This is a genomic window from Paenibacillus sp. J31P190, from assembly GCF_059692075.1.
Genome location: NZ_JCAUAS010000020.1, coordinates 87,217 through 109,932, shown reverse-complemented (window position 1 = coordinate 109,932; position 22,716 = coordinate 87,217). Strand labels below are relative to the sequence as shown.

General features: G+C 44.1%; 20 protein-coding genes and 3 riboswitches. Of the genes, 19 read left to right on the top strand and 1 reads right to left on the bottom strand.

Features of this window, described 5'->3' with window-relative positions; genetic code table 11:
- Positions 1-327: 327 nt before the first annotated feature.
- From AC58U0_RS27770 to AC58U0_RS27740, 7 genes are all read left to right on the top strand, one after another.
- A complete protein-coding gene (locus AC58U0_RS27770) occupies positions 328-942 on the top strand; it encodes a helix-turn-helix domain-containing protein (RefSeq protein WP_497382093.1) in 615 nt (204 codons plus the stop codon).
- 258 nt (positions 943-1,200) lie between these two features.
- Positions 1,201-1,869, top strand: a complete 669-nt coding sequence (locus AC58U0_RS27765; protein ID WP_497382092.1) for a transposase — start codon at positions 1,201-1,203, stop codon at positions 1,867-1,869.
- A gap of 200 nt (positions 1,870-2,069) precedes the next feature.
- Positions 2,070-2,588 carry a Tle-like phospholipase domain-containing protein gene (locus AC58U0_RS27760; RefSeq protein WP_497382091.1) on the top strand — a complete coding sequence of 173 codons (519 nt, stop codon included), beginning with the start codon at positions 2,070-2,072 and terminating at the stop codon, positions 2,586-2,588.
- Positions 2,589-2,636: 48 nt separating this feature from the next.
- On the top strand, positions 2,637-3,179 hold the full coding sequence (locus AC58U0_RS27755) for a hypothetical protein (RefSeq protein ID WP_497382090.1): 543 nt from the start codon (positions 2,637-2,639) through the stop codon (positions 3,177-3,179).
- A 271-nt stretch (positions 3,180-3,450) separates the two neighbouring features.
- A riboswitch (cyclic di-GMP riboswitch) is annotated at positions 3,451-3,545 on the top strand.
- A 120-nt stretch (positions 3,546-3,665) separates the two neighbouring features.
- Positions 3,666-3,760: riboswitch (cyclic di-GMP riboswitch) on the top strand.
- A 17-nt stretch (positions 3,761-3,777) separates the two neighbouring features.
- Positions 3,778-6,153, top strand: a complete 2,376-nt coding sequence (locus AC58U0_RS27750; protein ID WP_497382089.1) for an S-layer homology domain-containing protein — start codon at positions 3,778-3,780, stop codon at positions 6,151-6,153.
- Between the two features lie 81 nt (positions 6,154-6,234).
- Positions 6,235-7,752, top strand: a complete 1,518-nt coding sequence (locus AC58U0_RS27745) for an O-antigen ligase family protein (protein ID WP_497382088.1) — start codon at positions 6,235-6,237, stop codon at positions 7,750-7,752.
- Between the two features lie 151 nt (positions 7,753-7,903).
- A riboswitch (cyclic di-GMP riboswitch) is annotated at positions 7,904-7,998 on the top strand.
- A gap of 46 nt (positions 7,999-8,044) precedes the next feature.
- Positions 8,045-8,287 (top strand): hypothetical protein, encoded by a 243-nt coding sequence (locus AC58U0_RS27740; RefSeq protein ID WP_497382087.1) that lies wholly within the window; start codon positions 8,045-8,047, stop codon positions 8,285-8,287.
- A gap of 176 nt (positions 8,288-8,463) precedes the next feature.
- Here the strand turns inward: AC58U0_RS27740 and AC58U0_RS27735 are convergent, their stop codons facing one another.
- On the bottom strand, positions 8,464-9,546 hold the full coding sequence (locus AC58U0_RS27735; protein WP_497382086.1) for a metallophosphoesterase family protein: 1,083 nt from the start codon (positions 9,544-9,546) through the stop codon (positions 8,464-8,466).
- 245 nt (positions 9,547-9,791) lie between these two features.
- Between AC58U0_RS27735 and AC58U0_RS27730 the strand changes: the two genes are divergently transcribed.
- The 12 genes from AC58U0_RS27730 to AC58U0_RS27675 all read left to right on the top strand — a co-directional run bounded on the left by AC58U0_RS27730 (position 9,792) and on the right by AC58U0_RS27675 (position 22,701).
- Positions 9,792-10,088, top strand: a complete 297-nt coding sequence (locus AC58U0_RS27730) for a LiaF transmembrane domain-containing protein (protein WP_060646866.1) — start codon at positions 9,792-9,794, stop codon at positions 10,086-10,088.
- Between the two features lie 39 nt (positions 10,089-10,127).
- Positions 10,128-10,790, top strand: a complete 663-nt coding sequence (locus tag AC58U0_RS27725) for a PspA/IM30 family protein (RefSeq protein ID WP_497382085.1) — start codon at positions 10,128-10,130, stop codon at positions 10,788-10,790.
- Between the two features lie 2 nt (positions 10,791-10,792).
- Positions 10,793-11,251 carry a PspC domain-containing protein gene (locus AC58U0_RS27720; protein ID WP_057303693.1) on the top strand — a complete coding sequence of 153 codons (459 nt, stop codon included), beginning with the start codon at positions 10,793-10,795 and terminating at the stop codon, positions 11,249-11,251.
- A gap of 3 nt (positions 11,252-11,254) precedes the next feature.
- On the top strand, positions 11,255-11,941 hold the full coding sequence (locus AC58U0_RS27715; protein WP_060646872.1) for a PspA/IM30 family protein: 687 nt from the start codon (positions 11,255-11,257) through the stop codon (positions 11,939-11,941).
- 518 nt (positions 11,942-12,459) lie between these two features.
- Entirely contained in the window at positions 12,460-13,962 is a 1,503-nt protein-coding gene (locus tag AC58U0_RS27710; protein WP_497382084.1) for a sugar ABC transporter ATP-binding protein, read from the top strand.
- Between the two features lie 20 nt (positions 13,963-13,982).
- Positions 13,983-14,987, top strand: coding sequence for an ABC transporter permease (locus AC58U0_RS27705; RefSeq protein WP_497382083.1), 1,005 nt, complete (start codon positions 13,983-13,985; stop codon positions 14,985-14,987).
- Positions 14,988-15,047: 60 nt separating this feature from the next.
- Positions 15,048-16,082 (top strand): ABC transporter substrate-binding protein, encoded by a 1,035-nt coding sequence (locus tag AC58U0_RS27700; protein WP_497382082.1) that lies wholly within the window; start codon positions 15,048-15,050, stop codon positions 16,080-16,082.
- A 105-nt stretch (positions 16,083-16,187) separates the two neighbouring features.
- Entirely contained in the window at positions 16,188-17,804 is a 1,617-nt protein-coding gene (locus tag AC58U0_RS27695; protein ID WP_497382081.1) for a response regulator transcription factor, read from the top strand.
- Positions 17,801-19,591 (top strand): cache domain-containing sensor histidine kinase, encoded by a 1,791-nt coding sequence (locus AC58U0_RS27690; protein ID WP_497382080.1) that lies wholly within the window; start codon positions 17,801-17,803, stop codon positions 19,589-19,591. Before AC58U0_RS27695 ends, AC58U0_RS27690 begins: the two co-directional genes overlap by 4 nt.
- Positions 19,592-19,600: 9 nt before the next feature.
- Positions 19,601-20,581, top strand: coding sequence for a substrate-binding domain-containing protein (locus AC58U0_RS27685; protein ID WP_497382079.1), 981 nt, complete (start codon positions 19,601-19,603; stop codon positions 20,579-20,581).
- A gap of 284 nt (positions 20,582-20,865) precedes the next feature.
- Complete coding sequence (locus AC58U0_RS27680) at positions 20,866-21,747, top strand: polysaccharide deacetylase family protein (protein ID WP_497382078.1); 882 nt, start codon at positions 20,866-20,868, stop codon at positions 21,745-21,747.
- Positions 21,748-21,813: 66 nt separating this feature from the next.
- Positions 21,814-22,701, top strand: a complete 888-nt coding sequence (locus tag AC58U0_RS27675; protein ID WP_497382077.1) for a prolipoprotein diacylglyceryl transferase family protein — start codon at positions 21,814-21,816, stop codon at positions 22,699-22,701.
- The last annotated feature ends 15 nt before the right edge of the window (positions 22,702-22,716 follow it).

The window sequence follows — 22,716 nt, the reverse complement described above, 5'->3', positions numbered from 1 at the left end:
TTTGCATCGTCGTCCTCTTTCCCTACCGAATCAGAATCCCCTGTTATCATCATATTTCATGCCAAATTCCTTACCTTCGCTTTCTTGCGGTTTTTCCAAGAAAAACATCCCGCAACTTCAGTACGACATTAGCCGACTACGAATAGTAAGGAGAATTTAATAATCACTCGCAACAATCTGGCAATAAGCAACGATGATTACCATGTAAAGACAATCTGGTAACGTGCCAGTTCATATATAACAGGTAAGGTACGTTTAGGCTAGCCACCTTCCCAACTTCAAAACCGCCGAGTGGCGGTAACAAACCACAAGAGGGATGGTAAGCAAATGAGAGATAACTGGTTGATTAAGAATAACAAAGCCGCTAATGCCTACATGGATGAGGTAAGTCAAGAAAGTCAATTCACGTCCCACCACAAGGGTTATGTCAAAGTTCCAATAAAACTTATCCGGTGTATTAGCTTGAGTTCCTATGAGAAGTTGGTACTCATTGACCTTATTGCGTATATGAGCGATAAGAGCATGTGCTACCCGACTATCGAAATGATAGCAAGAAATATCGCATGCAGTTCAAAATCAGTGGAGCGCGCTGTAAAGGAACTAGCGGACAAGAAACTGATACTGGTCAGTCAGGACAGGAAGAATAATACGTATTATCTGCCAAACTACTTCCATTGCCACCCGTATTTCCTGATGAGTGAAAAGACGCATGAGTTTATCGCTAGCGTTCGGAAGCAAGTCAATGAAAGGAAATTGACACCTTGGATACAAGCAATGGTCAAGAGAGACGAGTTCAAGGGATTTATCGTAAGACTTCAAAGACTTCATGAAAGACGACTGCCGATAGACAAATTCGCTGAAAAGGAAACTCTGGACAGCTATGCTCAGTTCTTGAGGACGGAGTTAGCGAAGCAGTTTCCGTTCGATGTGAACGGACAATAATGTTCTGTCTGCCATTTCAGCGGACACCCAGTCCCAATAACCGTCATACGGTCTGTAATAGGGTGCAAAACAGGTGCTTTAGACTGTGAGTCCGCGATATTGACATAGATTCGGTTATGGAAGACAGGTAGTCTGGCTGAAAGACCTAGAGTCTGTTGTTAGCCGTCCGACAGTCTCACTAATAAGAATCATAAGTAATACTCATGTAAAAAAGAATCAAGAAAAGAATCACTTGAAAAAGAAACAGCAGACACTCCGTTGGCGATCTGCGAGTTTCGGGGGGTCACAGTCGAAACATTACGTGCGTTCTTATTAGTACCAAGCAATTATGCCTGCTCAACAAAATCTGCTGAGAAAATCCTGCACCTAATCCAAAAAGACGGTTCTACGAAGTGTGAGTACCAACAGGAGAGAGACTTTATCATCCAGAGTCATATACGGCGTATACGTAACTGTAAGCAGGAACTGGAAGCCATAGAACAGCGGTTGGCGGTGCTGATGAAGGATACTATGTACAAACTAGAGTCCATGTATGGCATTGAGTTGGTCACAGCTGCAGGATTCATAGCCGAGATTGGAAATATCGACAGGTTTACAAGCCCTGAGAAGCTAGCCCGATTTACAGGAATTGCACCAATTCTAGTTGGTTCAGGCGACAGACATAAGCATTATAAGTGTAAGCAAGGTAACAGAAGGCTACACGAACTGTTTTACCGTCTGGCTTGCAGACAGATTAATGTAGCCAGAGGAAGCGGTAAGCCTAACAATCCCTACTACTATGAGTATTACCAACAGCGGTTGACGGCAGGAAAGACCAAGACACAGGCAATCATTTGTATAATGAGAAAGTTAGTTGATTTGGTGTATGCACTTATGAAGAAAAAGACGGAGTATAGCATGCCAGTCGTATTGAAACAGGCAGGATGATATAATTGGAACAGATGGGCGGCGATTGGAATACAGTCACCGTCCATTTTTACGAATTAACACGGTTAGTTAGCTAGGATACGTATAAGGGGACGTTAGGTAATCCGCAGAGTCAGAATGGGTATGCTTATGTGTGGAACAATCCTCTGAGGTATATTGATCCGAGTGGACATATTCCTACTGTGATGGAAGCCGCTGTAATGGCACAAAACATTTATGGTGCTACAGAAGACGACGTTCTAAATAAAACAACAGTTGCTGATAGACTGACAATAATTGACATTCTGACAAATGACGAGGGATTAAAAATAGGTGTATATTCAAGTGTCAAAGCAGATGGAACGACGGAATACTCACTAGTTAACAAAGGCACTAGCACAAGGGGGGATTGGGGCAATAATCTTCAACAACCATTTGGTTATTCAAATGACATGAAAGACTCGATTTCAAATTCCGAGTATTTTGTGGCTAACAATATGAATGCTGAAATAACGATGGTAGGGCATTCAAAAGGGGGAGCTGAGGCGGTTGCAAATGCAGTTGCCAACAATAAAAATGCTATTACATTTAATCCAGCAAAACCAGATTTAAGTGAATATGGTTTAAGTGACCTGGACTATACCGCCAGTGTAACGAATTATGTTGTTACGGGTGAAGTTTTAAACGGACTTTTTGGTGAAGTACCAACTGGGACAACGGCTTATAGTGGCAATAGCTAATCACTCGATGGATTCAGTAATAAGTGCTTTGTTGGAGGATGCTCGTAAATGAAAGTAAAAATATTTTTATTGCTAGGCATTCCATTATTTGTGGCATTTGTATCTGTGGCGTATTTTGCTTTTCCTTGGATTCTCATATTCATAGGAATTCATTCAGAACCAAACCCTCAACGCCCTGAAATCACATACGGAGAGTTTCCATATCGTTTGGAATATGAAATTAACGGAGAGCGAAAGGTTATTCAAGATACGTTAATATGTGAATTTGATGGTTTTGGTGCAGATGAAGGGCGTGGGAAATATCGCAAGTGGAAGAAACGATTGGCTAGCGGGAATGAGAGAATAACATTGCTAGAGGTCAATCAAACACAAGAAATATACTATTCTCCAGGTAGCCCAAACTATTATATGGGTGATTTGGAAAATAGCGAGGAGTATCGGCATGGTTTTCCCGATGCTTTAATTATTGAACGGAATGGTAGATTTACTAGTAATAGATTAATCCGTGCAGATGAATTACTTAATAAGTACCATATTAAATTGATAAGCTGGGACTCTACCCCACCAATCAAAAATACGTTTTCTAAATGATTCGTCCGAATCGCCTTGCGACTAACCCTCGCAAGGTTTTCTTTTTGTCTGCCGCAGTATCGCTAACAACACAAATAACCGCTCAGAGATTATGAGCGGCGGCTAGTCAAATTGCCCCCCCCTATTTTGTGTGAAATTACACACTTTGCAAATGGATTTCCTCTTTTTTGTAGAAATGTGTTGAAATTTGATGTTTTATGGAATAGTATGGAAAATAGTTGGTTCTATACGACTAGTAATAATGAGCGAATATACCCAATAACCAAGCATTAATGAACAAAGGCAAATTTATCGAAAGATAGAGACGCAAAGCCACGGGTCTAAGCCATGAGTCATGCCTCATGGGACGATAGCCGGGTTACCTTTAGGGGCTTGGTTTTTTATTGTCTAAAAAGAAAGGAAGGAAGTGCTTGATTTACATCATTTAGGAAGAGTGCGTTTGAAGAAGAAATTTTAAGCTCCAAATTATCTAATAACCAAGCAATAAACGAACAAAGGCAAACCCATTGAAAAATGGAGACGCAAAGCCACGGGTCTAAGCCATGAGTTATACCTCATGGGATGATAGCCGGGTCGCTCATTGGAGCTTGGTTATTTTTTGATAGATAAATTACTTACAGAAAAAGGAGTAGATGCTGTTTTGTTAAGATTCATGTCATTACGAAAGTTAAGCTTGTCAATTGCTGTTGTTATGGTTGCTACCCTGTTTATGCCGCTTATATCCTATGCTGCACAAACCATCTGGTTTACTTACAACCCGACTACAGGGAAATTAAGCGGTCAGGTGTATATTCATGATCCTAATAAGGTCTCGATTCAAGTTACTAGCCCTCAAGGAGTTACTAATGTAACCTATAGTACATACGGAACTGTTGTAGATACCACCTATGACGATAACAATGTTTTGTTGAAAGTGGTTAAGTATGATTTGAACTTAAATCCTAATAAAGCGCCTAGCCAAATCGTTATGAATGTATGTAACCAAACTACAGAGCTTAGTAAAAGTGTTTGGAGCGATTCAACGGTTTCCTATTATAGCCCAGACCGTTTTACAAGCGGAGCTTACAGATCGCCGGGGCACCAATACTTCTCAGAAATTCCTGCTGGATCCTACATGCCGAGCGGAGCTAAATTAGTATCTTTTACTCCTCTATTAGATGGGGATAACAGAGTCGAATTATATATGCCTTATGATAATAGTGTTTGGAATAGTAACATTGTCACGCAAATCGATAAGTCACAATTCACAATCTCTGATCTTGCATTAAAAGATACTACGACCAACGAATCTGTGAGTATAGGTAGTTTGAAATACGTAGGTAACTATTACTTTTATTTTGAAACTACAAGTAATCTGATTAAGAACCACAACTATGAGCTTAATCTTTCGAACACAAGTGGAGGCAATGAATTTCTGCTACCGGCTAGTGGGAACTATCTGGCTAAGTTATATCTAAGAAATGGCGATCTATTTCTTGGTAGTAGTGTTATGAATTTTTACCCGATCAATCTTGGAAACGGAACTCCAGGGGGTACCCCGAGTTATCATGGTACTGGATCGCCATACGGCACAATGGATAACTGTTCTGATCCAATAACGATTCCAGACAACGGGGATTCTGGTCCTGATCCTGGAGATAACAGTGAAGGTGGAAACGATACATCTCCAGTCGGGGGAAATACAGGACCTATAACTCCTGCACCGGGTACGGGGATAACAGATGGTAAAGATGGCGTAAAGCTTGATAAAGGAGCAGCGACCGTAACTAAAGATACCAATTCAGAAGGCAAACAGGTAACGAAAGTCGTTCTTGATGCCGACAAATTAGGAAAAGCCTTGGGTCTTCTCAAAGACAAGGACAAGGGTGCACAAACAGTAAGCCTAGAAATCGAAGGATCGGATCCGATATCTCAGGTTCAATTGCCAGTAGGCACACTAGCAGATTCATTTAAAGACTCTTCCGCAGTTATTTCCATTAAAAATGAATCGGCAAGCTATAATTTGCCTATAAAATTAATAGATTTAACTTTGCTAGCTACTCAATTGGGGGCTTCATTGAAAGATGTTGTTCTAACCATTCAAATCGAGATAGTTACAGGGAGCAAAGCTGAACAAATAGAAAACAAAGCTAAAAGCCTGAACGTCAAATTGTTAACAGACCTAGTCGACTTCAGTATTACTGCTGAGGCGAATGGCAAGAAACATGAGATGAATAACTTTGGCAGCATATATGTGACTAGAACCATAACAGTTCCTCAAGTTTTAAATGAAAATCGTTCTTCCGCAGTTACCTTTGATGAAACAACCGGTAAATTAATGTTTGTACCGGCTATATTTACAACGATCAACGGTAAGACGGAAGTTACGATAAAGCGAAATTCAAATAGTATCTACACCGTTGTTCAAGGGCTACAAACCTTCAAAGATTTAAGTGGGCATTGGGCAAAAGAAGATGTAGAGTTTCTTGCTACAAAGCAATTGGTTGAAGGAACAGCAGCTAATACATTCTCGCCGGAACAAGTGATAAGCCGTGCCGAGTTCGCGACATTACTTACTCGTGCTTTAGGATTAAATGAAGTTAAGTCCAGTATGCAATTTAAGGATGTTGATTCCGCAAGCTGGTACCAAGGTACCGTCGGTGCTGCCGTTAAAGCGGGACTAATCGAGGGGTATGAGGATGGTACATTCCGTCCTAATGCCAAGCTCACAAGGGAACAAATGGCTGTTATGATCGCAAAGGCATTAAAATTTACAGGTAAATCTGTTGATGCTGTTAGTGAGAGCCCAATAGCCTCCTTCCAGGATAAAGATGCAATAAGTACTTGGGCTCGAAACTCTACCGCTCAGGTAACGAAAGTTGGAGTAATTACTGGCATGACAGAATCTGACTTTGCGCCACAAAGCGAGGCCACTCGTGCACAAGCGGTTGTGATGTTGAAGAGACTATTACAGGTAGTTGGGTTTATCAATTAAATAAATTGACCAAGTGACTGCCGATTAATCGGCAGTTTTCTTGTATAGTAGAGGGATAAGTTAGATAAGCAGAGGTGTTACATGAAAGTGAAAACGATGACAGGGCTTTTATTGCTCCTATGCTGGAGTGGCTCATTATTTCAGGGATTTTATTACGAACAGAGCTATCTTATTGTATTTATTGTTCTTCTAGCAGGGTTTGCTGTGTTCGCATTTTGGGACAAGGAAATTCAATTTTCATTATTTCACTTTCTTATTGTGTTTATGGCAATCATGTATGGGGTGTCTATTCTCTATGCCGTTGATTGGGAGCAAGCCATCTTGGAAGCATCAAAGTTTAGCTTACTTGTTCCTTGGGCTTTGATAGTAATTAGAGTACCTCTAATACAAAAAATCAGGTATTTAAAGTCATGGACATGGGCTGCAGCTGGGCTCGTCGTGTGGGGGCTTCTACTGCACTTAGAGCGAAAAGGACGTCTTGAATCTACTATAGAGTATGCGAATACGTTAGCTGTTGTTTTATTGATTGGTCTTCTATCTGGACTCTTCTTTTACGTAAGCAAGCAGAAGAAACGGTATTTATTGCTTGCAGTTATCAGCGGAACAGGCTTGCTCTTGACATTTTCTCGTTCTGTTTGGATTCTATGGTTATTATCTATATGTATCAGTCTGATCCTATTTCCGGAATTTAGAAAGAGAGCCGCATGGATGGGGACCGCATTTGCTCATTTCTTGAGCTATGTGATCGCCGCAACTATCAAACAGGATCCATTATTTTTCTGGAGCAGAGTGCAGTCCATTCAACCCCAAACATCTGAATTTCAAATAAGGCTTGTATATTGGAAGGATAGTCTACAAATCATTAGGGATTATGGATGGACAGGGAGTGGCGGTGGAGGATGGGTTGTTCTGCAACAATTATACCGATCCAAGGAGTACTTTGTTAAATATGTCCATAATCATTTTCTGCAAATTACGATGGATATAGGGCTGCTTGGATTGCTGGCTTTTTTAGCGTGGATAGGATGGTTCTACCTAAAAGTATGGGGATTTTTCAAAGCAAAAAGTCTCGGAGAGATAGATTTTTATTGGGTGAAGGCAGCTATGGTGATGGTGACGGTTATCCTGCTGCATGCGGGCTTTGATTTTGATCTTAGCTTCCCATGGGTGTTTATGCTACTACTGTTTCTAGTAAGCTTTGTAGAGACTCCGATAAATAATAGATTTACATGGCGTATGAAGATGGAGACTCCATTTTCAAAAGTTATCTTATCTGGTACTTTGATTGTGTTGGTTGCGGTATTGGGGTGGTTTGAATGGGGCTACACCTGTAAAAGGGTGGGGACGAATCTAGTATTATCTGGGCAGCTAAGTGAAGGCCGAGCTTATTTAGAAAGAGCTGAACGTGCTCTCCCATGGTCACATTCAGTGAAATATGAATCCGCTAAAAGCTACGTGCTACTAGGGAATAAGACGGGGGATCGGACTTATTATATATTGGCAAGAGAGAAGATCCAAGCTGCTGTAGATATCTTGCCTAAAGAGGAGCTTTATCGTTCGCTTCTGGATGAATTAGCAACTAGTAAATTAGTCAATTAGGCCTTTTTTGTGTGAAATCACACACTTTGCGTAGTGGGTACCTCATTTTTGTAGAAAAATGTTGAATTTCATTATTTTATGGAATACCATGGAAATAGTTAGTTCTTTACAACTAGAAATAATCACTGAAACACACCTAATATCAAGCAATAATGAACAAAGGCAAATCCATCGAAAGGTGGAGACGCAAAGCCACGGGTCTAAGCCATGAGTCACATGTCATGGGATGATAGCCGGGTTACTCTTTAGGGGCTTGTTTTTTTATTGCCAAAAAAGAAAGGAGGGTCGGAAAATGGCAACATATCTGATGCTGATTAAAGTATTCGACGATGCAGAAAAAGTCATATACAAATTTGGTCCAACAGAAGAAAGTTTGGGTGAAATTGAGTTTGATCTAGTTAATGAAGAATTTCGGCAGCTAGAGAGGGTCCCAGGTACTACCAAGGATCATATGTTTATGAAGGCCGCTTCAGCTATAGCAAGATGTTATGCAGAGGGAGACGGTTTTCCGGACAAAACTTTTTTTGCTTCATAAATGAGTTGTTTCAATTACTATCTTTCCGTACGATACATGCGACCCGCAGCAAACGCAGCAAGGATTTTGTTAGATTACAAAAATCGCTATGAATAGTGTCGAGTTTTCTTTAGTTAAACGATATGTATAAAAGTGGATAAAAACTACCTTGCGTCCTCGCTCGGTAGTTTTTTCAATCAATTCCCCTCATAACGCTTCACAAATGCCGGCTCAATCCACCTTTTCTCCGAATGCTCACGCCCCTGAATCACAATACGGTCCGTATAAACGTCCACAACGATGCTCTGGCTAGCCGCGCTGCCTTCAGGCTCATTTTTCGAATTCCATATTTCATGGACAGAGGCGCTAGATACCGCAAGGAACTCCAGCTGTTTAATCTGTTTAGTAGTCTCCAAATTCCAGTGGGTATGCCCACTGAAGAATACAACATTCGGATATGCATTCACAATCGCCCTAAGCTCTTCCTGCTGTACAACTCCGAGCTCTTGATCCGAACCGTCCACGGTATGAACGAGTGGTTGATGCAGGAACACGAAAATAGGCTTGTCCGGCGCTGCAGCCGCAGCTGCCTTCAATTTATCTTGAAACCAAGTAAGCTGTTCAGTGGATAGATAAGCGTCCTCTTTCACGTTAGGATCCACATCGCGATAAAATTCACCCCCAAGAAATAGAAAGTGATAGTCCTCCATGACGAGTTCATGGTAGGGCTTTTCATAGTTAAACATCTGATGGAATAGGTCGATGGCCTTTTGGCTTGTCCAATTCGGATTTAGCCTGCTGGTATCTTGACCGCCACTCTTCGTCTGCCACATTCCATAATACTCATGATTTCCCATCGTTGCATGAACGGGAGGTAAAGGGTGTTCGCTCATAACGCTGACCAGACTCCGATTATCTGCTTCGTTGCCATTGCTGAGGTCGCCATTCATTACTATAAGTTTGCTGTCAGGTCGAATAAGACGGTGATCGGCTAAAGCAGCACGGAAGCGCTTTTGAGAATCTTTGTCTTTTGCACCCACATGTATATCGCTCAGCACGGAAAAAGAAAAGAGTGGCGCGTTACTTGCTGTGGACGTTTTTTTGGGAACAGTACGAAAAAGTTTTACCATAGGCAATGGCTCTTTACTAAGAATATCCGCCTTAAATGATTTCGAAACAGGCGCTATCGCCGTTGCTTCCCAAGCATAAGTAGGGAGTAATAGAAGGAATAGAGTGGATAACAGGATGCGTATAGTTAACGTTTGTAATCGTTGTTTCATAATTTAAACCTTCCTTTTCCCGGGATAAAAGCGCGGGTTACCGAGTTTGTTAAGTATTTAACCAAAACGTCTGTCGTATAAACACTGTTTTTGCCTGACACAGGTCTTAGATGCGCCCCGACTAAGGTCTAGGAACAAATACCGTCGTTAGTCCGTTTTGGAAAGCTTCGTTTTTACCTAAAATAAAGACATGAACAAGAGCACAGCAAACAACACAGCAAACAACGAAAGGCGGTGACGAAACGATGAAAAGAAATACAGGCTTAGCCGCTCTGCTAATCGCATTCGGTGCACTGATTCTGTTAAATAAGCTAGGCGTTCACATGGGACCATTTATTGGCTCGGTGATGGGATACTTGATTCCAATAGGAATGGTTGGCCTTGGTTATGTAGGTATACAGAACGGTAGCAAAATCGGTTGGATTATTGCAGGGCTTGGCGCAATCATCCTGATTGGTAAGTTAGCTGGTTGGATCATCATTTTACTGGCGATTGGGTTGATAGGTTACGGAGTTTCGATGTTGACAAGAAGAACGGTGTAATTGAAACGAATACAGAGAGTGAAAAAGGTGGTATGAGAGATGAGCCTATTTAGGCGAATGAGAGACATTACCGTAGCAACACTGAATGAACATTTGGAGCGATCGGAAGACCCGGTCCGCTTGATTGACCAGTACTTAGCAGCGCAGCGTGAGCAGCTTCAACAGTCCGAGAGACTGTATCAACAATGCGTAAGCCATGCAGCTTCTCTCCGGCAGCAATATCTGACGGCGCTGGAAACCAAAGAGAAGCGCGAGCATCAAGCGCTGCTGGCTCTGAAGGCCGGCGAAGAACATATGGCAAGGATCGTGCTTCAAGAGAAGCTGCAAGCTGAAGAGAAAAGCGAGCAATATCATGAATTGTACGACCAAGCAAAGCAGTCAATCCTTGATTTGGATGAAGAGCTGCAGCAGCTCAAGGCCGATTACAAAGAAGTGGCAGACAAACGCAGCTACTACTTAGCGCGAATGGAGTCCGCAAGGTTACAGCAAAGATTGCATGCTCGCAGCAGTGTGGCGCAGGATGCGACACCGCGGATGTTCGGTCGCTTGGAAGAGTGCGTATCCGATATGGAGCTGCATGCCAGAACGCTCCGCGATGTAAGACGAATGGGGCGCGAAAGCTACTATAGCGGGGGAAACCCGGCAGTAGATGCTGAAATGGAAGCTCTTAGAAACAGACTGCAGCAGGAGGGAGCCAAGTAATCATGAGCAAACTATACCGCTCACGAAGAGATAAGAAAGTTACTGGCCTATGCGGCGGACTCGCCGAGGCCATGAATGTAGATGCAACGCTATTACGTTTGTTAGTGGTGATCACCACTATCTTCACTGGAGGAACAGTCATTTTCATCTACTTTGTAGCTGCACTTGTTATTCCAAAGGAACCTGGGTATGATCAGCCGCCATTTGATCCTTATGCCGGCTCATATGGCCGTCAAGGCTATAATGGCGGGGCATGGAACGCTCACAAGCCGCACCACCCTAGCCATGCGCCACAACAAACGGGCTACAATGCTCCGTACGACGCTGGGAAAGTAAACAACATTGACGAGATGATGAAAGACATTGAAAAGAAAGCTCTGCAAAGAGAAGTAGAAGAACTGAGAGCCAAAGTCGCTCGCTTTGAACAACAACCAATTGATATTAAAAAAGGAGACGTGTAAACCATGGGAGTATTTACAAGAATGAAAGATATGACAAAAGCATCAATTCACGAGGTATTGGATAAAATTGAGGATCCGATCGTTATGTTGAATCAATATTTACGGGATATGGAGCAAGAAATCGCACAAGCTGAAGTTACTGTTGCTAGACAAATCGCCAACGAGCGCAAGCTGAAGCAACGTCTGGAAGAGTCTGTTCGTCTCGTGGCTGACCGTGAAGCTAAAGCTTCCGCAGCGATCAAAAATGGCCAAGAGGCTATCGCTCGCCAAGCTGTTGAAGAAAAATTGTACCACGAAGATAAAATTGTTGAGTACACAGATCTATATGCCGCTTCCAAAGCACATGCTGATGAGCTAACACAGCAGCTGCACGAAATGAAAGACGAGTTCTACAAACTGCGTAACAAACGCAACGAGCTTGTGTCCCGCGCTCAACTGGCTAAAGCAAAAAAACAAATGGCACAAGTGTCCTACAATGGCGTCATCGAGAGCGGCAACGCATCCCGCGGCTTCCAACGTATGGAAGAGAAAATTATCCAACTGGAAGTTGAAGCGGAAATCGCTCGCAAGCCATACGTACCAGCAGGCTCAGTAGGCAGCTACACACCTGTTGATGTTGCAAAGCAAGCTAAAGTTGATGAGCAGTTGAATCTGCTGAAAGAGAAATTAAACGTTAAAGAAGCCGAGTAATCTGGGTTTTATCTAGAAGCCCCTCCTTGTGAGGGGCTTTTTTTGTTTGAAAGTGGCTTATAGGAGTGGAGCTTACTCCTTTCTCAACCTTTTAATGGATTTTATTGATTGAGATTTTGGATGAATGAATTTTCATCCGGGGACTGTTTTGATTTTCTGGTTTGGTTTAGTTTTTAGTTTTTGATTTTAGTTTTGGTTTCCGCATTTTGGTTTCTGGTTTCTGATTTCTTTTCTCTGGAAACTGGCTACAGGTTACAGGGTTCAAGTTTGTTGGTGAAGAGGAATTATAAGGTAGTTGTTCTGTCATTCCCCGATTTATTGATGGTGTGCCCAAAGACAATTTAATCCGGACAACCTTATTGTTATGTTGGACATCCTTTTACTTTTAGTGCTGCGGCATCAGTAAAATCATAAGATTTTCAACTTTTTTGAAGAGATTTATCCACTCTTTTTCCAGCAAATTGCAGATAGAATAAGCACATAAGCACGAAATGTTAAAACGAACACGAGGTGAGGTCATGAATGAAGCTCTGGTCCGGATGGAAGGAATTGAGAAGCATTTTCCTGGTGTGCATGCCCTCCATCAATGTCGTCTAGAGTTGGCAGCCGGTGAAGTGCATGCGCTTGTTGGCGAGAACGGCGCCGGAAAGTCCACGTTAATGAAAATTGCCACGGGTGTCTATCAGAAAGATGAAGGCAGAATCATCCTGAAAGGCAAGGAAGTGAATATCCCCAATACGAGAGCGGCTCAGCAGCTTGGCATCTCGATGATTCATCAAGAGCTGAACTTAATGCCGGATTTGACGATTGCCCAAAATATATTTATTGGGCGCGAGCCGAGGAAGGGAATTAAGCTGTTCATCGATGATCGGAAGCTGAACGATCAGGCACAGCAATTGCTAAGCGAAATGAATCTCCAGCTCGATCCTCGCACGAAGGTGTCGGAGCTAACAGTCGCCAAGCAGCAAATGGTGGAAATCGCCAAGGCTTTGTCATTTCAATCCGAAGTGCTCATCATGGATGAGCCGACGGCGGCACTTACCAATGCTGAAATTGAGGAGCTGTTTCGAATCATCGAACAGCTGCGCGGGCGTGGGGTAGGCATCGTCTATATTTCTCACCGGATGGAAGAGTTAAAGCGAATTACCGATCGCATCACGGTCATGCGTGACGGCCGCTATATCGATACCGTACAGACGAAAGATACGTCCATCGATCAGATCATAGCGATGATGGTTGGTCGTGAACTCTATGTCAGCACGCAGCAGACTACCGTTGATGCTTCAGAGATAAGAGTGCTCGAGGTAACGAATCTGAACCGGGGTTCTGCGGTGAAAGACGTCTCCTTCCATTTGGCAAAAGGCGAGATTCTTGGCTTTGCGGGTCTTATGGGAGCTGGTCGTACTGAAGTGGCGAGGGCCATTTTTGGCGCAGATGAGATTGACTCGGGCGACATACGCATCCACGGGCACAAGGTGCAGATCAAAGCCCCGCATGATGCGGTGAAACATGGAATCGGTTATTTATCAGAGGATCGTAAACGTTATGGGCTCATGGTGGATATGGACGTGAAGACGAATATCGCCGTTGCCTCTTATCGCAAAGCTAGACGTCTGCTCGGGTGGATGCATGATGCCAAAATTGATCAGTCAGCCTCACACTTTGTGGAAGCGCTTCAAATCAAGACGCCGAGCATTCATCAGCAAGTTAAATTTCTTTCTGGCGGCAATCAGCAGAAGGTCGTTATCGGTAAATGGCTGCTGCGGGACTGCGACATTCTCATCTTCGATGAGCCGACGCGAGGTATCGATGTTGGCGCGAAAACGGAGATTTATAAACTGCTGGATGAGCTTGCCGCACAGGGGAAATCGATCATTATGATTTCGTCGGAGCTGCCCGAAATATTGCGAATGAGCCATCGCATCATGATCATGTGCGAAGGGCGAATTACCGGTGAGCTTCGTCAACAGGACGCCACCCAGGAAGCGATTATGAAATACGCTACGATGCGAATCAGTTAGCGGATGTCTTAGGAGGAATCATGATGTCAACATGGCTTGTACGTAAAAAAATAGTACCCACGATATCGGGTCAAACCGGTGCTGCACAGAAGCTGCTGGCATTCGCCAGCTTGATTATGCTGGTTATTATCTTCTCGGTATCTTCCAGTAATTTTTTTCAATTCAATAACATTGTAGCCATTATGCTATCAACAGCCGTTATCGGCGTGCTTGCTTTAGGTTCAACGTTCGTTATCATCACCTCCGGGATTGATCTGGCCGTCGGAACCGTTATGACCTTCTCGTCGGTGATGGCCGGAGTCATCATCACAACGTGGCATTTACCGATGCCGCTTGGCATTATCGGGGGCATTGCCACTGGAGCCGTTTGCGGTCTCATCAGCGGGCTTCTCGTTGCGAAGATGAAAATTCCGCCATTCATCGCAACGCTAGCTATGATGATGGTGACCAAAGGACTTTCTCTCGTCATCTCAGGGACGAAGCCGATCTATTTTAATGATACGCCGGCATTCTCACAGATTTCGATGGGGTCCATTCTTAATTCAATCATTCCTGGCTTCGAAATTCCGAATGCCATTCTCGTCTTCTTCGGCGCTGCCATTGTCGCCAGCATTATTTTATCGAGGACGATCATTGGACGTTATAACTTTGCCCTAGGAAGCAATGAAGAATCCACTAGGCTTTCCGGCGTTAATGTAGACTATTGGAAAATCGTCATCTACTCGCTGACTGGTGTGTTCAGTGGTATCGCCGGTATTATGATGGCTTCCCGTCTCAATTCCGCTCAACCCGCGCTTGGTTCTGGTTATGAACTGGAAGCAATCGCAGCCGTTGTCATTGGAGGGACTTCCTTAAGCGGCGGCAAAGGTTCCATTCTTGGAACCGTCATCGGTGCTCTCATTATGAGCGTACTCACGAACGGACTGCGAATCTTATCTGTTAAGCAAGAATGGCAGACGGTCATCGTAGGGGTTGTTGTTGTGTTAGCGGTCTACGCTGATATGATGAGACGTCGCAAAAAATAGAGGTATTTCACTCCAAATCGGAGTCACATACAACAAATTATAAGTAAGGGGAGATTAAGATTGCATAAACGGACGAAGAAATTTGCGGTAGCATCATCGCTATTATTATTAACAACGATAGTACTTGGGGCATGCGGTGCCAAAACGACAGATACGAAAACAGCTGCCACAACGGCTGCGCCAGTCGCATCAACAACAGCAGCGCCTGCGGCGGCAAAATCGGATAAAATTTATATTCCGGTTATCTCAAAAGGCTTCCAGCACCAATTCTGGCAAGCTGTCAAACAAGGGGCTGAGAAAGCCGCCAAGGAATTTAATGTAGAAATTACTTTTGAAGGTCCGGAAACGGAGACGCAAGTGGATAAACAAATTGAAATGCTGCAGGCTGCATTGGGCAAAAAGCCACAAGCCATCGCTTTCGCTGCGCTGGACAGCAAAGCCGCAACGCCGCTGCTGGAGAAGGCAAAAGCAAGCAAAATCCCCGTCATCGGCTTTGACTCCGGTGTGGACAGCGACATCCCGGTGACGACGGCCGCCACCGATAACAAAGCTGCCGCCGCGTTGGCAGCGGACAAAATGGCATCGCTCATCGGCAATGAGGGAGAGATCGCCCTTGTCGTACATGACCAAACGAGCCGTACGGGTATTGATCGCCGGGATGGTTTCACGAATCGGATCAAGGAGAAATATCCGAATATCAAAATTGTTGATACGCAGTACGGCGGAGGCGATCAACTCAAGTCAACGGATTTGGCCAAAGCAATTATACAAGCTCACCCGAATATTAAAGGCTTCTTCGGTGCTAACGAGGGATCCGCGATCGGTGTTATCAATGCCGTGACAGAGCTGAAAAAAGACGGCAAAATCATCATCGTCGGCTATGACTCCGGCAAGCAGCAAATGGATGCGATCCGCAGCGGTAAGATGGCTGGTGCCATTACACAGGATCCGATCGGCATTGGTTACTGGTCAGTGAAAGCTGCCGTCCAATCGATTAAAGGCGAGACTGTCCCTAAATCGATCGATACAGGCTTCCACTGGTACGACAAAACGAACATTGATGCTGCTGACATCAAGCCGCTGCTCTACGAATAAAATAAAGAGGCTGCGCAAATACGCGCAGTCTCTATTGTCATTTAATGAAACTGCTGTGTACAATACACATAGAGCTTAATTCGATTTCGCCAGAGGTGGCCCATAATGTACAAAATCATCATGATTGACGATGAAGATGAAGTCAGAGAAGGCATCAAGCGGAAGACGAATTGGGAGGCCTGCGGCTTCCAACTGGTTGGAGATTTCGATAATGGCAGAGATGCCTATGAGGCGTTGGAGAGCCTGCAGCCTGATGCCGTCATTACAGATATTTGCATGCCGTTCATGGACGGCCTTCAACTGACAGAGCTAATTGCTGCGAATTACCGGGATATCAAAGTTATTATTGTAACCGGTTACGAGGATTTCGATTATGCGAAGCAGGCTATCAAACTCAAGGTCAAAGATTATTTGCTAAAGCCGATCAACTCCGCAGAGTTTACCGATTTTCTTCATAAGTTAAGGCTAGAGCTGGATGAGGAGCGTAAACAGAGGGAAGATGTGACCTTTCTCCGTCATCAGTTTCACGAAAGCATGCCGCTTCTTCGAGAGCGATTTCTTGAACGGTTAGTTACTTCCTGCATGAGAAGAGATGAAATTGAACGCAAGTTCCAGATGTTTGGACTTTCTTTGAGCGGTCCCAGTTTAACGGTACTTGCTCTTGATATTGATGAGTTTAACCGTGAGTTCTACAGTGACCCAGTAGCTGAGGAGGAGCTATTACGCTTTGCAGCTTACAACATTTTTCATGAAATCATGGAGAAAGAACAAGGCGGCATTGTGTTCCGAACGCGTGATGACAAGCTTGTCGCACTGCTTTCTGGCGATTCGGAAAGAATCGAATTGACCTGCCAAACACTTGCCGAGCATGTGAGGCACAGCATCGAGAAATATTTGAGCATGACGGTAACGATGGGAATTGGTCGCACTTACAGCGATCTGTCAGACCTGCCAAAAGCATTTCAGGAAGCGCTTTCTGCGCTGGATTACCGATTTTTGCTAGGGATGAACCGGATCATTTCGATTGGGGATATGGAATTTGGGAGCAGCCTGGACAATCTTAGTTACATCCATATGGAGAAGAAATTGATTTCTGCCATCAAAACAGGTGAAAAGACGGTCGTAAAGGTTACGCTGCAAGATTGGATCAATGAAATGAAGAAGGGCAACTGCTCGATGGATAAATGCTACGGCAAATTGAATAAACTGCTCGTCACGTTAATGAACGTATTGGTGGAGACTGGTTTCGAAGAAGCTGCGGTGCTTGGCGATCATTCTTTCATGCAGTTATATGCGAGGAAAACCTTAGATGATGTGCGGATCTGGTTAGAGGAAATTTGTTTTGCACTCGTGCACTTGCTGGCTGAGAAACGAACCAAAGTGTCTCAAGCCCAGATGGAAGCCGCGGTCGCCTACATTCATGCGAATTATGCGGACGAACAGCTCTCGCTTCAGCAGGTGTGCAATCATATTTATATGAGTATGAGCTACTTCAGCGCTTTGTTCAAACCGCATACCGGAGAGACTTTCGTCGAGTACGTGACCCGATACCGTTTGGATAAAGCCAAAGAAATGCTCGCTGCTTCGCAGCTCAAAACCTATGAGTTGGCCGCTAAGGTTGGCTACAGTGATCCGCAATATTTTAGCGTTATTTTCAAAAGAAATACAGGCATGACCCCCAAAGAATTCAGATCAGCGCAAAAAGGTCAGCCGAGCCTATGAGAACCTGGCGGCGTCCTATTCAATTCAAAAGCATTCATACAAAGATTGCACTGGCTTTTTCATGCTTAATTCTTTGCACAACCATCATCCTAAGCTACAGTGCTTACCGTCTCTCTACGGTGGCCGTTACGGATACTTCATTGGAGTATACCAAGCAGCTTATCGAGCAAGTAAACAAAAATATCCAAACCTACATTGGTAACATGGAAAGTATATCTGCTCTATCGCTGAGCAACGCTGATTTGAAACGATACTTAGCTTTGAAAAACCCTAAGGGAACAGAGGGAGAGCAGCTGGCGAGTCAGATCAGCAGTTATTTTCATGCCATTGTTGCTTCTCGAAATGATATCGCTTCCATCGTATTTGCAGGTTCCAATGGAGCCATTGTATCGGAACGCATGGATGCAAATTTCAAATCATATGCCGAATTAATTACACAAGAATGGTACAGCAAGGCTAATAGAGACAACGGTGACGTCGCCATTTCTCCCTCACACGTTCAACACCTATATAAGGATGAGTACAAATGGGTCGTGTCGATTAGTAAGCAAATGCCTAATCCATTGCCTGGAGCGGCAAGCGGTGTCCTGTTGGTCGATTTGAATTATAACGTCATTAATGATTTGTGTAATCAAATTCAGCTAGGGCAAAGAGGGTACGTCTTCATACTCGACCAAGCAGGCGATCTGATTTATCATCCTCAGCAGCAGCTTATCTACTCGGGGCTGAAATCAGAGGATATTCCAACCCTTTTACAGGTGAAAGACAGTACTTTCCATACACAAGAAAAAGAGCAAAGCAAAATCTACACCGTCCGTACAACGAAATTTGGCTGGAAAATTGTTGGGGTTACCTACGCTGGGGATCTAAGTGGAAATAAGAAGGACATGCAGCTGACTTCGGCGATGTGGGGCGGTATTTCGTTAATCATTGCCTTAGCGATCTCCATTTTGCTGTCTGTCACCCTAACCAAGCCGATTAAACAACTGGAAGTCCATATGAAGCAGGTGGAAAAAGGCAACTTCGACATTCGTGTCGATGTGGAAGGTGCGAATGAGATCAGTAAACTGTCACGAACCTTTAATCTAATGATCAGCAAAATCAAAGAGCTCATGAACCAAACTTTGAAAGATCAGGAGGTCAAACGAATCAGTGAGCTAAAAGCGTTACAGGCGCAGATTCAGCCCCATTTTCTGTACAATACACTGGATTCCATCATTTGGATGGCTGAGATGGGCAAAGTGAATGAAGTGGTTACGATGACTTCGGCCTTGTCCAAACTCCTCCGTTCGAGCATTAGCAAAGGGGAAGAACTCATTCCAATTGCGGTTGAGTTGGAGCACATTCAGAATTATTTGACGATTCAGAACATCCGTTATCGGAATAAATTTACGTACGTGGTCGAGGTAGAGTCGGACATTCTTAGCTGTCGAATATTGAAAATTATTTTGCAGCCTCTGGTTGAAAATGCCATATACCATGGAATGAAGCATCTACCGGAACGCGGACATATACGCATCACGGGACGCAGGATCGAAGGGGTTATTGAGCTCAAGGTCATGGATAACGGTGTTGGGATGAGTGAAGAGAAATTGAAAACCTTGATGCTCAAAACACGTCAAACAGAGTCAGGCAAAGGCTTCGGCTTGCACAATGTGAATCATCGCATCCAGCTTTATTTCGGGGAATTGTACGGATTGCAATTTGAGAGTGAGCTGGAAGAGGGCACGACGGTTACCGTACGAATTCCTGCCATACCCCCTGTCCATAACGACAGCGAGAATTGAGGTGTGAAGTTGAAAATTAGAGCAAGCTACGTAACGATTGCAATCATACTGGTCCTGCTCATGACGACTGCTTACTTCATCGTGTCAAAGGGCATAGAGGCTAAGGACAGGCCGCTTATCCTCATTCCCAAGACGATCGATCCTCACGTGGAATTTTGGCGGGTTTTGAACCAAGGAGTAACTGCTGCGGCCAAAGAGTACAATACAGAGGTGAAAGTGATGGGTATGCCGTCCGAATCAGACATCGATGAGCAGATCAAGTTGGTGGAAGAGGCGATCGCATTGAAGCCGAAAGCCATCATTTTGGCGGCAACGGATTATAACCGACTGGTGCCTGTTGCTCAAAGAGTAATTAGCTCTGGCATTACGTTAGTTACCGTAGATTCCGGTCTGGAAGGCGGTGTTTCAACCAGTTTGATTGCAACTGATAACTATGCAGCAGGGAGCAAAGCAGTGGAGGCGATGAAACGCTATATACAGGGACCTGCAACCTATGCGATCGTCAGTTTTGTCAAGAGATCTACAACCCAGCTGGATAGGGAGAATGGGGTACGAGACCATTTGCAGAACGACTCTTCCATACAGATTTTAGATACGTTATACAGTAATGGTTCTGAAGACAAAGCGTATGAGCAAACGAAAAATCTCCTTGCCGAACATAAGGATATTCGCGGCATTTTCGGATTGAATGAGGTTTCTACGATAGGGGCTGCGAGGGCGTTGAAAGAGTTTGATCCAGAGCATAACATTAAGCTGGTCGGCTTCGATAGCTCGATGAATGAAATTGCTTTCCTGGAGGCTGGGATCCTGCAAGCAACCATTGTGCAAAAGCCATTTAACATGGGATATTTAGCTGTGAAAACAGCACTTCAGGTTTACGATGGGGAAAATGTGAAAACATCCATAGATACAGGCTCGGAGGTTATCACGAAAGAAAATATGTATACCAGGGAAAATCAAAAGCTGCTGTTTCCATTCGTTGAGAAATAGAAAGTGTTTGATTAAGAAGCTCCTCCTTGTGAGGGGCTTTTTTGACATATTCGAATCCTGTAAGCGCGGTTTTCGCGCTTATTTGTTCGAGCGCTCCAGAATAAGCGCGGTTTTCGCGCTTATTTATGTTATTTAGACGAAGAAAACAGAACTTTTGCAAATTTCCCGGGAAATATTGGGTTTAATGTCGAAAGCAAAGGAAGCCATAATAAGAACGGTATCTAAGGAGTGATTATTCCTTCTGGAGCAAGAGGGTTTCAGGATCGAACAGGGGGGAACATAGAATGGGTAGCATGATTCGGATTACAGGTTTACTTGTAACGATGTTTCTGAGTGGGTCCAGCTTAATTGGTTGCTCGACACCAGAATTACATAAAGGGAAGGACCCGAAATCAGTATCCATCGAGACATTGCAGCTTTCACCAACTGGAACAGTGAAGACATTCACAGCTTCCACAGCGAATTACATAGACGACGAAATCGTGGAAACGCAGCATTCCTACACGGGACCTCCACATATCTCTTCTTCTGGCAAAATTGCCTATCTCACCTTCGATGACGGACCCTCTGAGAGTACGAGCAAGATACTTCATATTTTAAAAAGATTCGGTGTCACCGCCACTTTTTTTGTTGTCGGCGCGGATACGAGCGAAGGGAGGGCGCTTTATAAGCAAATCGTCGCTGAAGGCCATGCCCTAGGGAATCATACATACTCACATGACTATAATCGTATTTATAGATCACCTGAGGCGTTCATGAAGGATGTGCATAGGTTGGATCAGCTCTTGGAGGAAACGGTCGGTTATCGTCCAGATATTTTGCGATTTCCTGGAGGGTCGAATAATCACTTGAGCTGGAAGCCAGGAGGCAGAGGCATTATGAGTAAAGTAGCTAGCGTGGTAAAAAAGGAGGGGTACCAGTATTTCGACTGGAATGTGAGCTCAACGGATGCGGCTGCTCCTGTGCAAGACAGGGAAATGATTATCGATTCCGTGCTTAGCGCGAGCCGCGGCAAGAAGAGCATTATTGTACTGATGCACGACAACACCTACAAGACGACAACCTTAGAAGCGCTGCCTACCGTGATCAAAAAGCTGCAAGCAGCCGGCTTTCATTTTGAAAAATTGAAGAGATCCTCATTCACGTTCCAATTCTTGGAACCATAAGAGTTGCAGATGCCTCTTACTTTGACTACGATAAAGAGAGTCGAATGAGAGAGGCTGGCGTTATCTATGCCTGATGTGTTACAGATTGGACCGTTTCAACTGCAAGGAAGATTACTGGCGCTGCTGTTAGCTTGTGCTTTGGGATTATGGCTAATCCGAAGAGCAACCCAGCGTTTGTTGAAAGACACCGAAATCGTGATCGCCAAGCCTATTGAGGATTTTGTTTTTAACAGTGCTATTATCGTTTTACTGACTTGGAAGCTAGGGGTCATTGTGACGCAGCCATCCCTATTGTGGAATAATCCATTAAAGCTGCTCATGGTGTCTGGCTCGGGCACTGAGATTGCTTTAGGTGTGCTGATTGCTTGTATCTACATGTACTACCAAATTCATAAAAATCGAACGCCACTCTTCCTTGTACTGGATGTTATAACAGTTGGAACAACGGCTTCAGTTTTCCTATACTGCGCACTCATTCCCGCATATGGGCTGCCTACAGCGGTACCTTGGGGTATAGGAGTCGAAGGTACGGTATCTCGTTTTCATCCTTATCACGCTTATATTTCGCTGCTTCTTGTGCTGCTCCTTATTTGGCAGCATGTTATAGAGCTGCGTAAGAAGACGCTTGGACAAGGCGTACTGCTCAAATATTCGCTGTTGTATGGGGGCGCGGCAGGGATGCTGACAAGCTTTTTTGCTGCTGCTAAACCGACACTGCTGTATCTTAGCTTAGCGCAGCTATTGTTTCTATTCATGCTTATCATTGGAATGCTTCTCCCCGTTTTGACACATAATACTAGCAGAAGGGAGCTGAGTGCAATGAGTCAAAACGATTCCAAGACGCAAATCCAGCAAGAACAGCAAAACCAAGAGCGCGAGAAGTCCGCAACACCAGCAGGGAAAGAGGGCTTTGTTGATAAGAAACTGGACGGCCCAAACCGACCTTCGACATGAGTCAAGACAAGAATA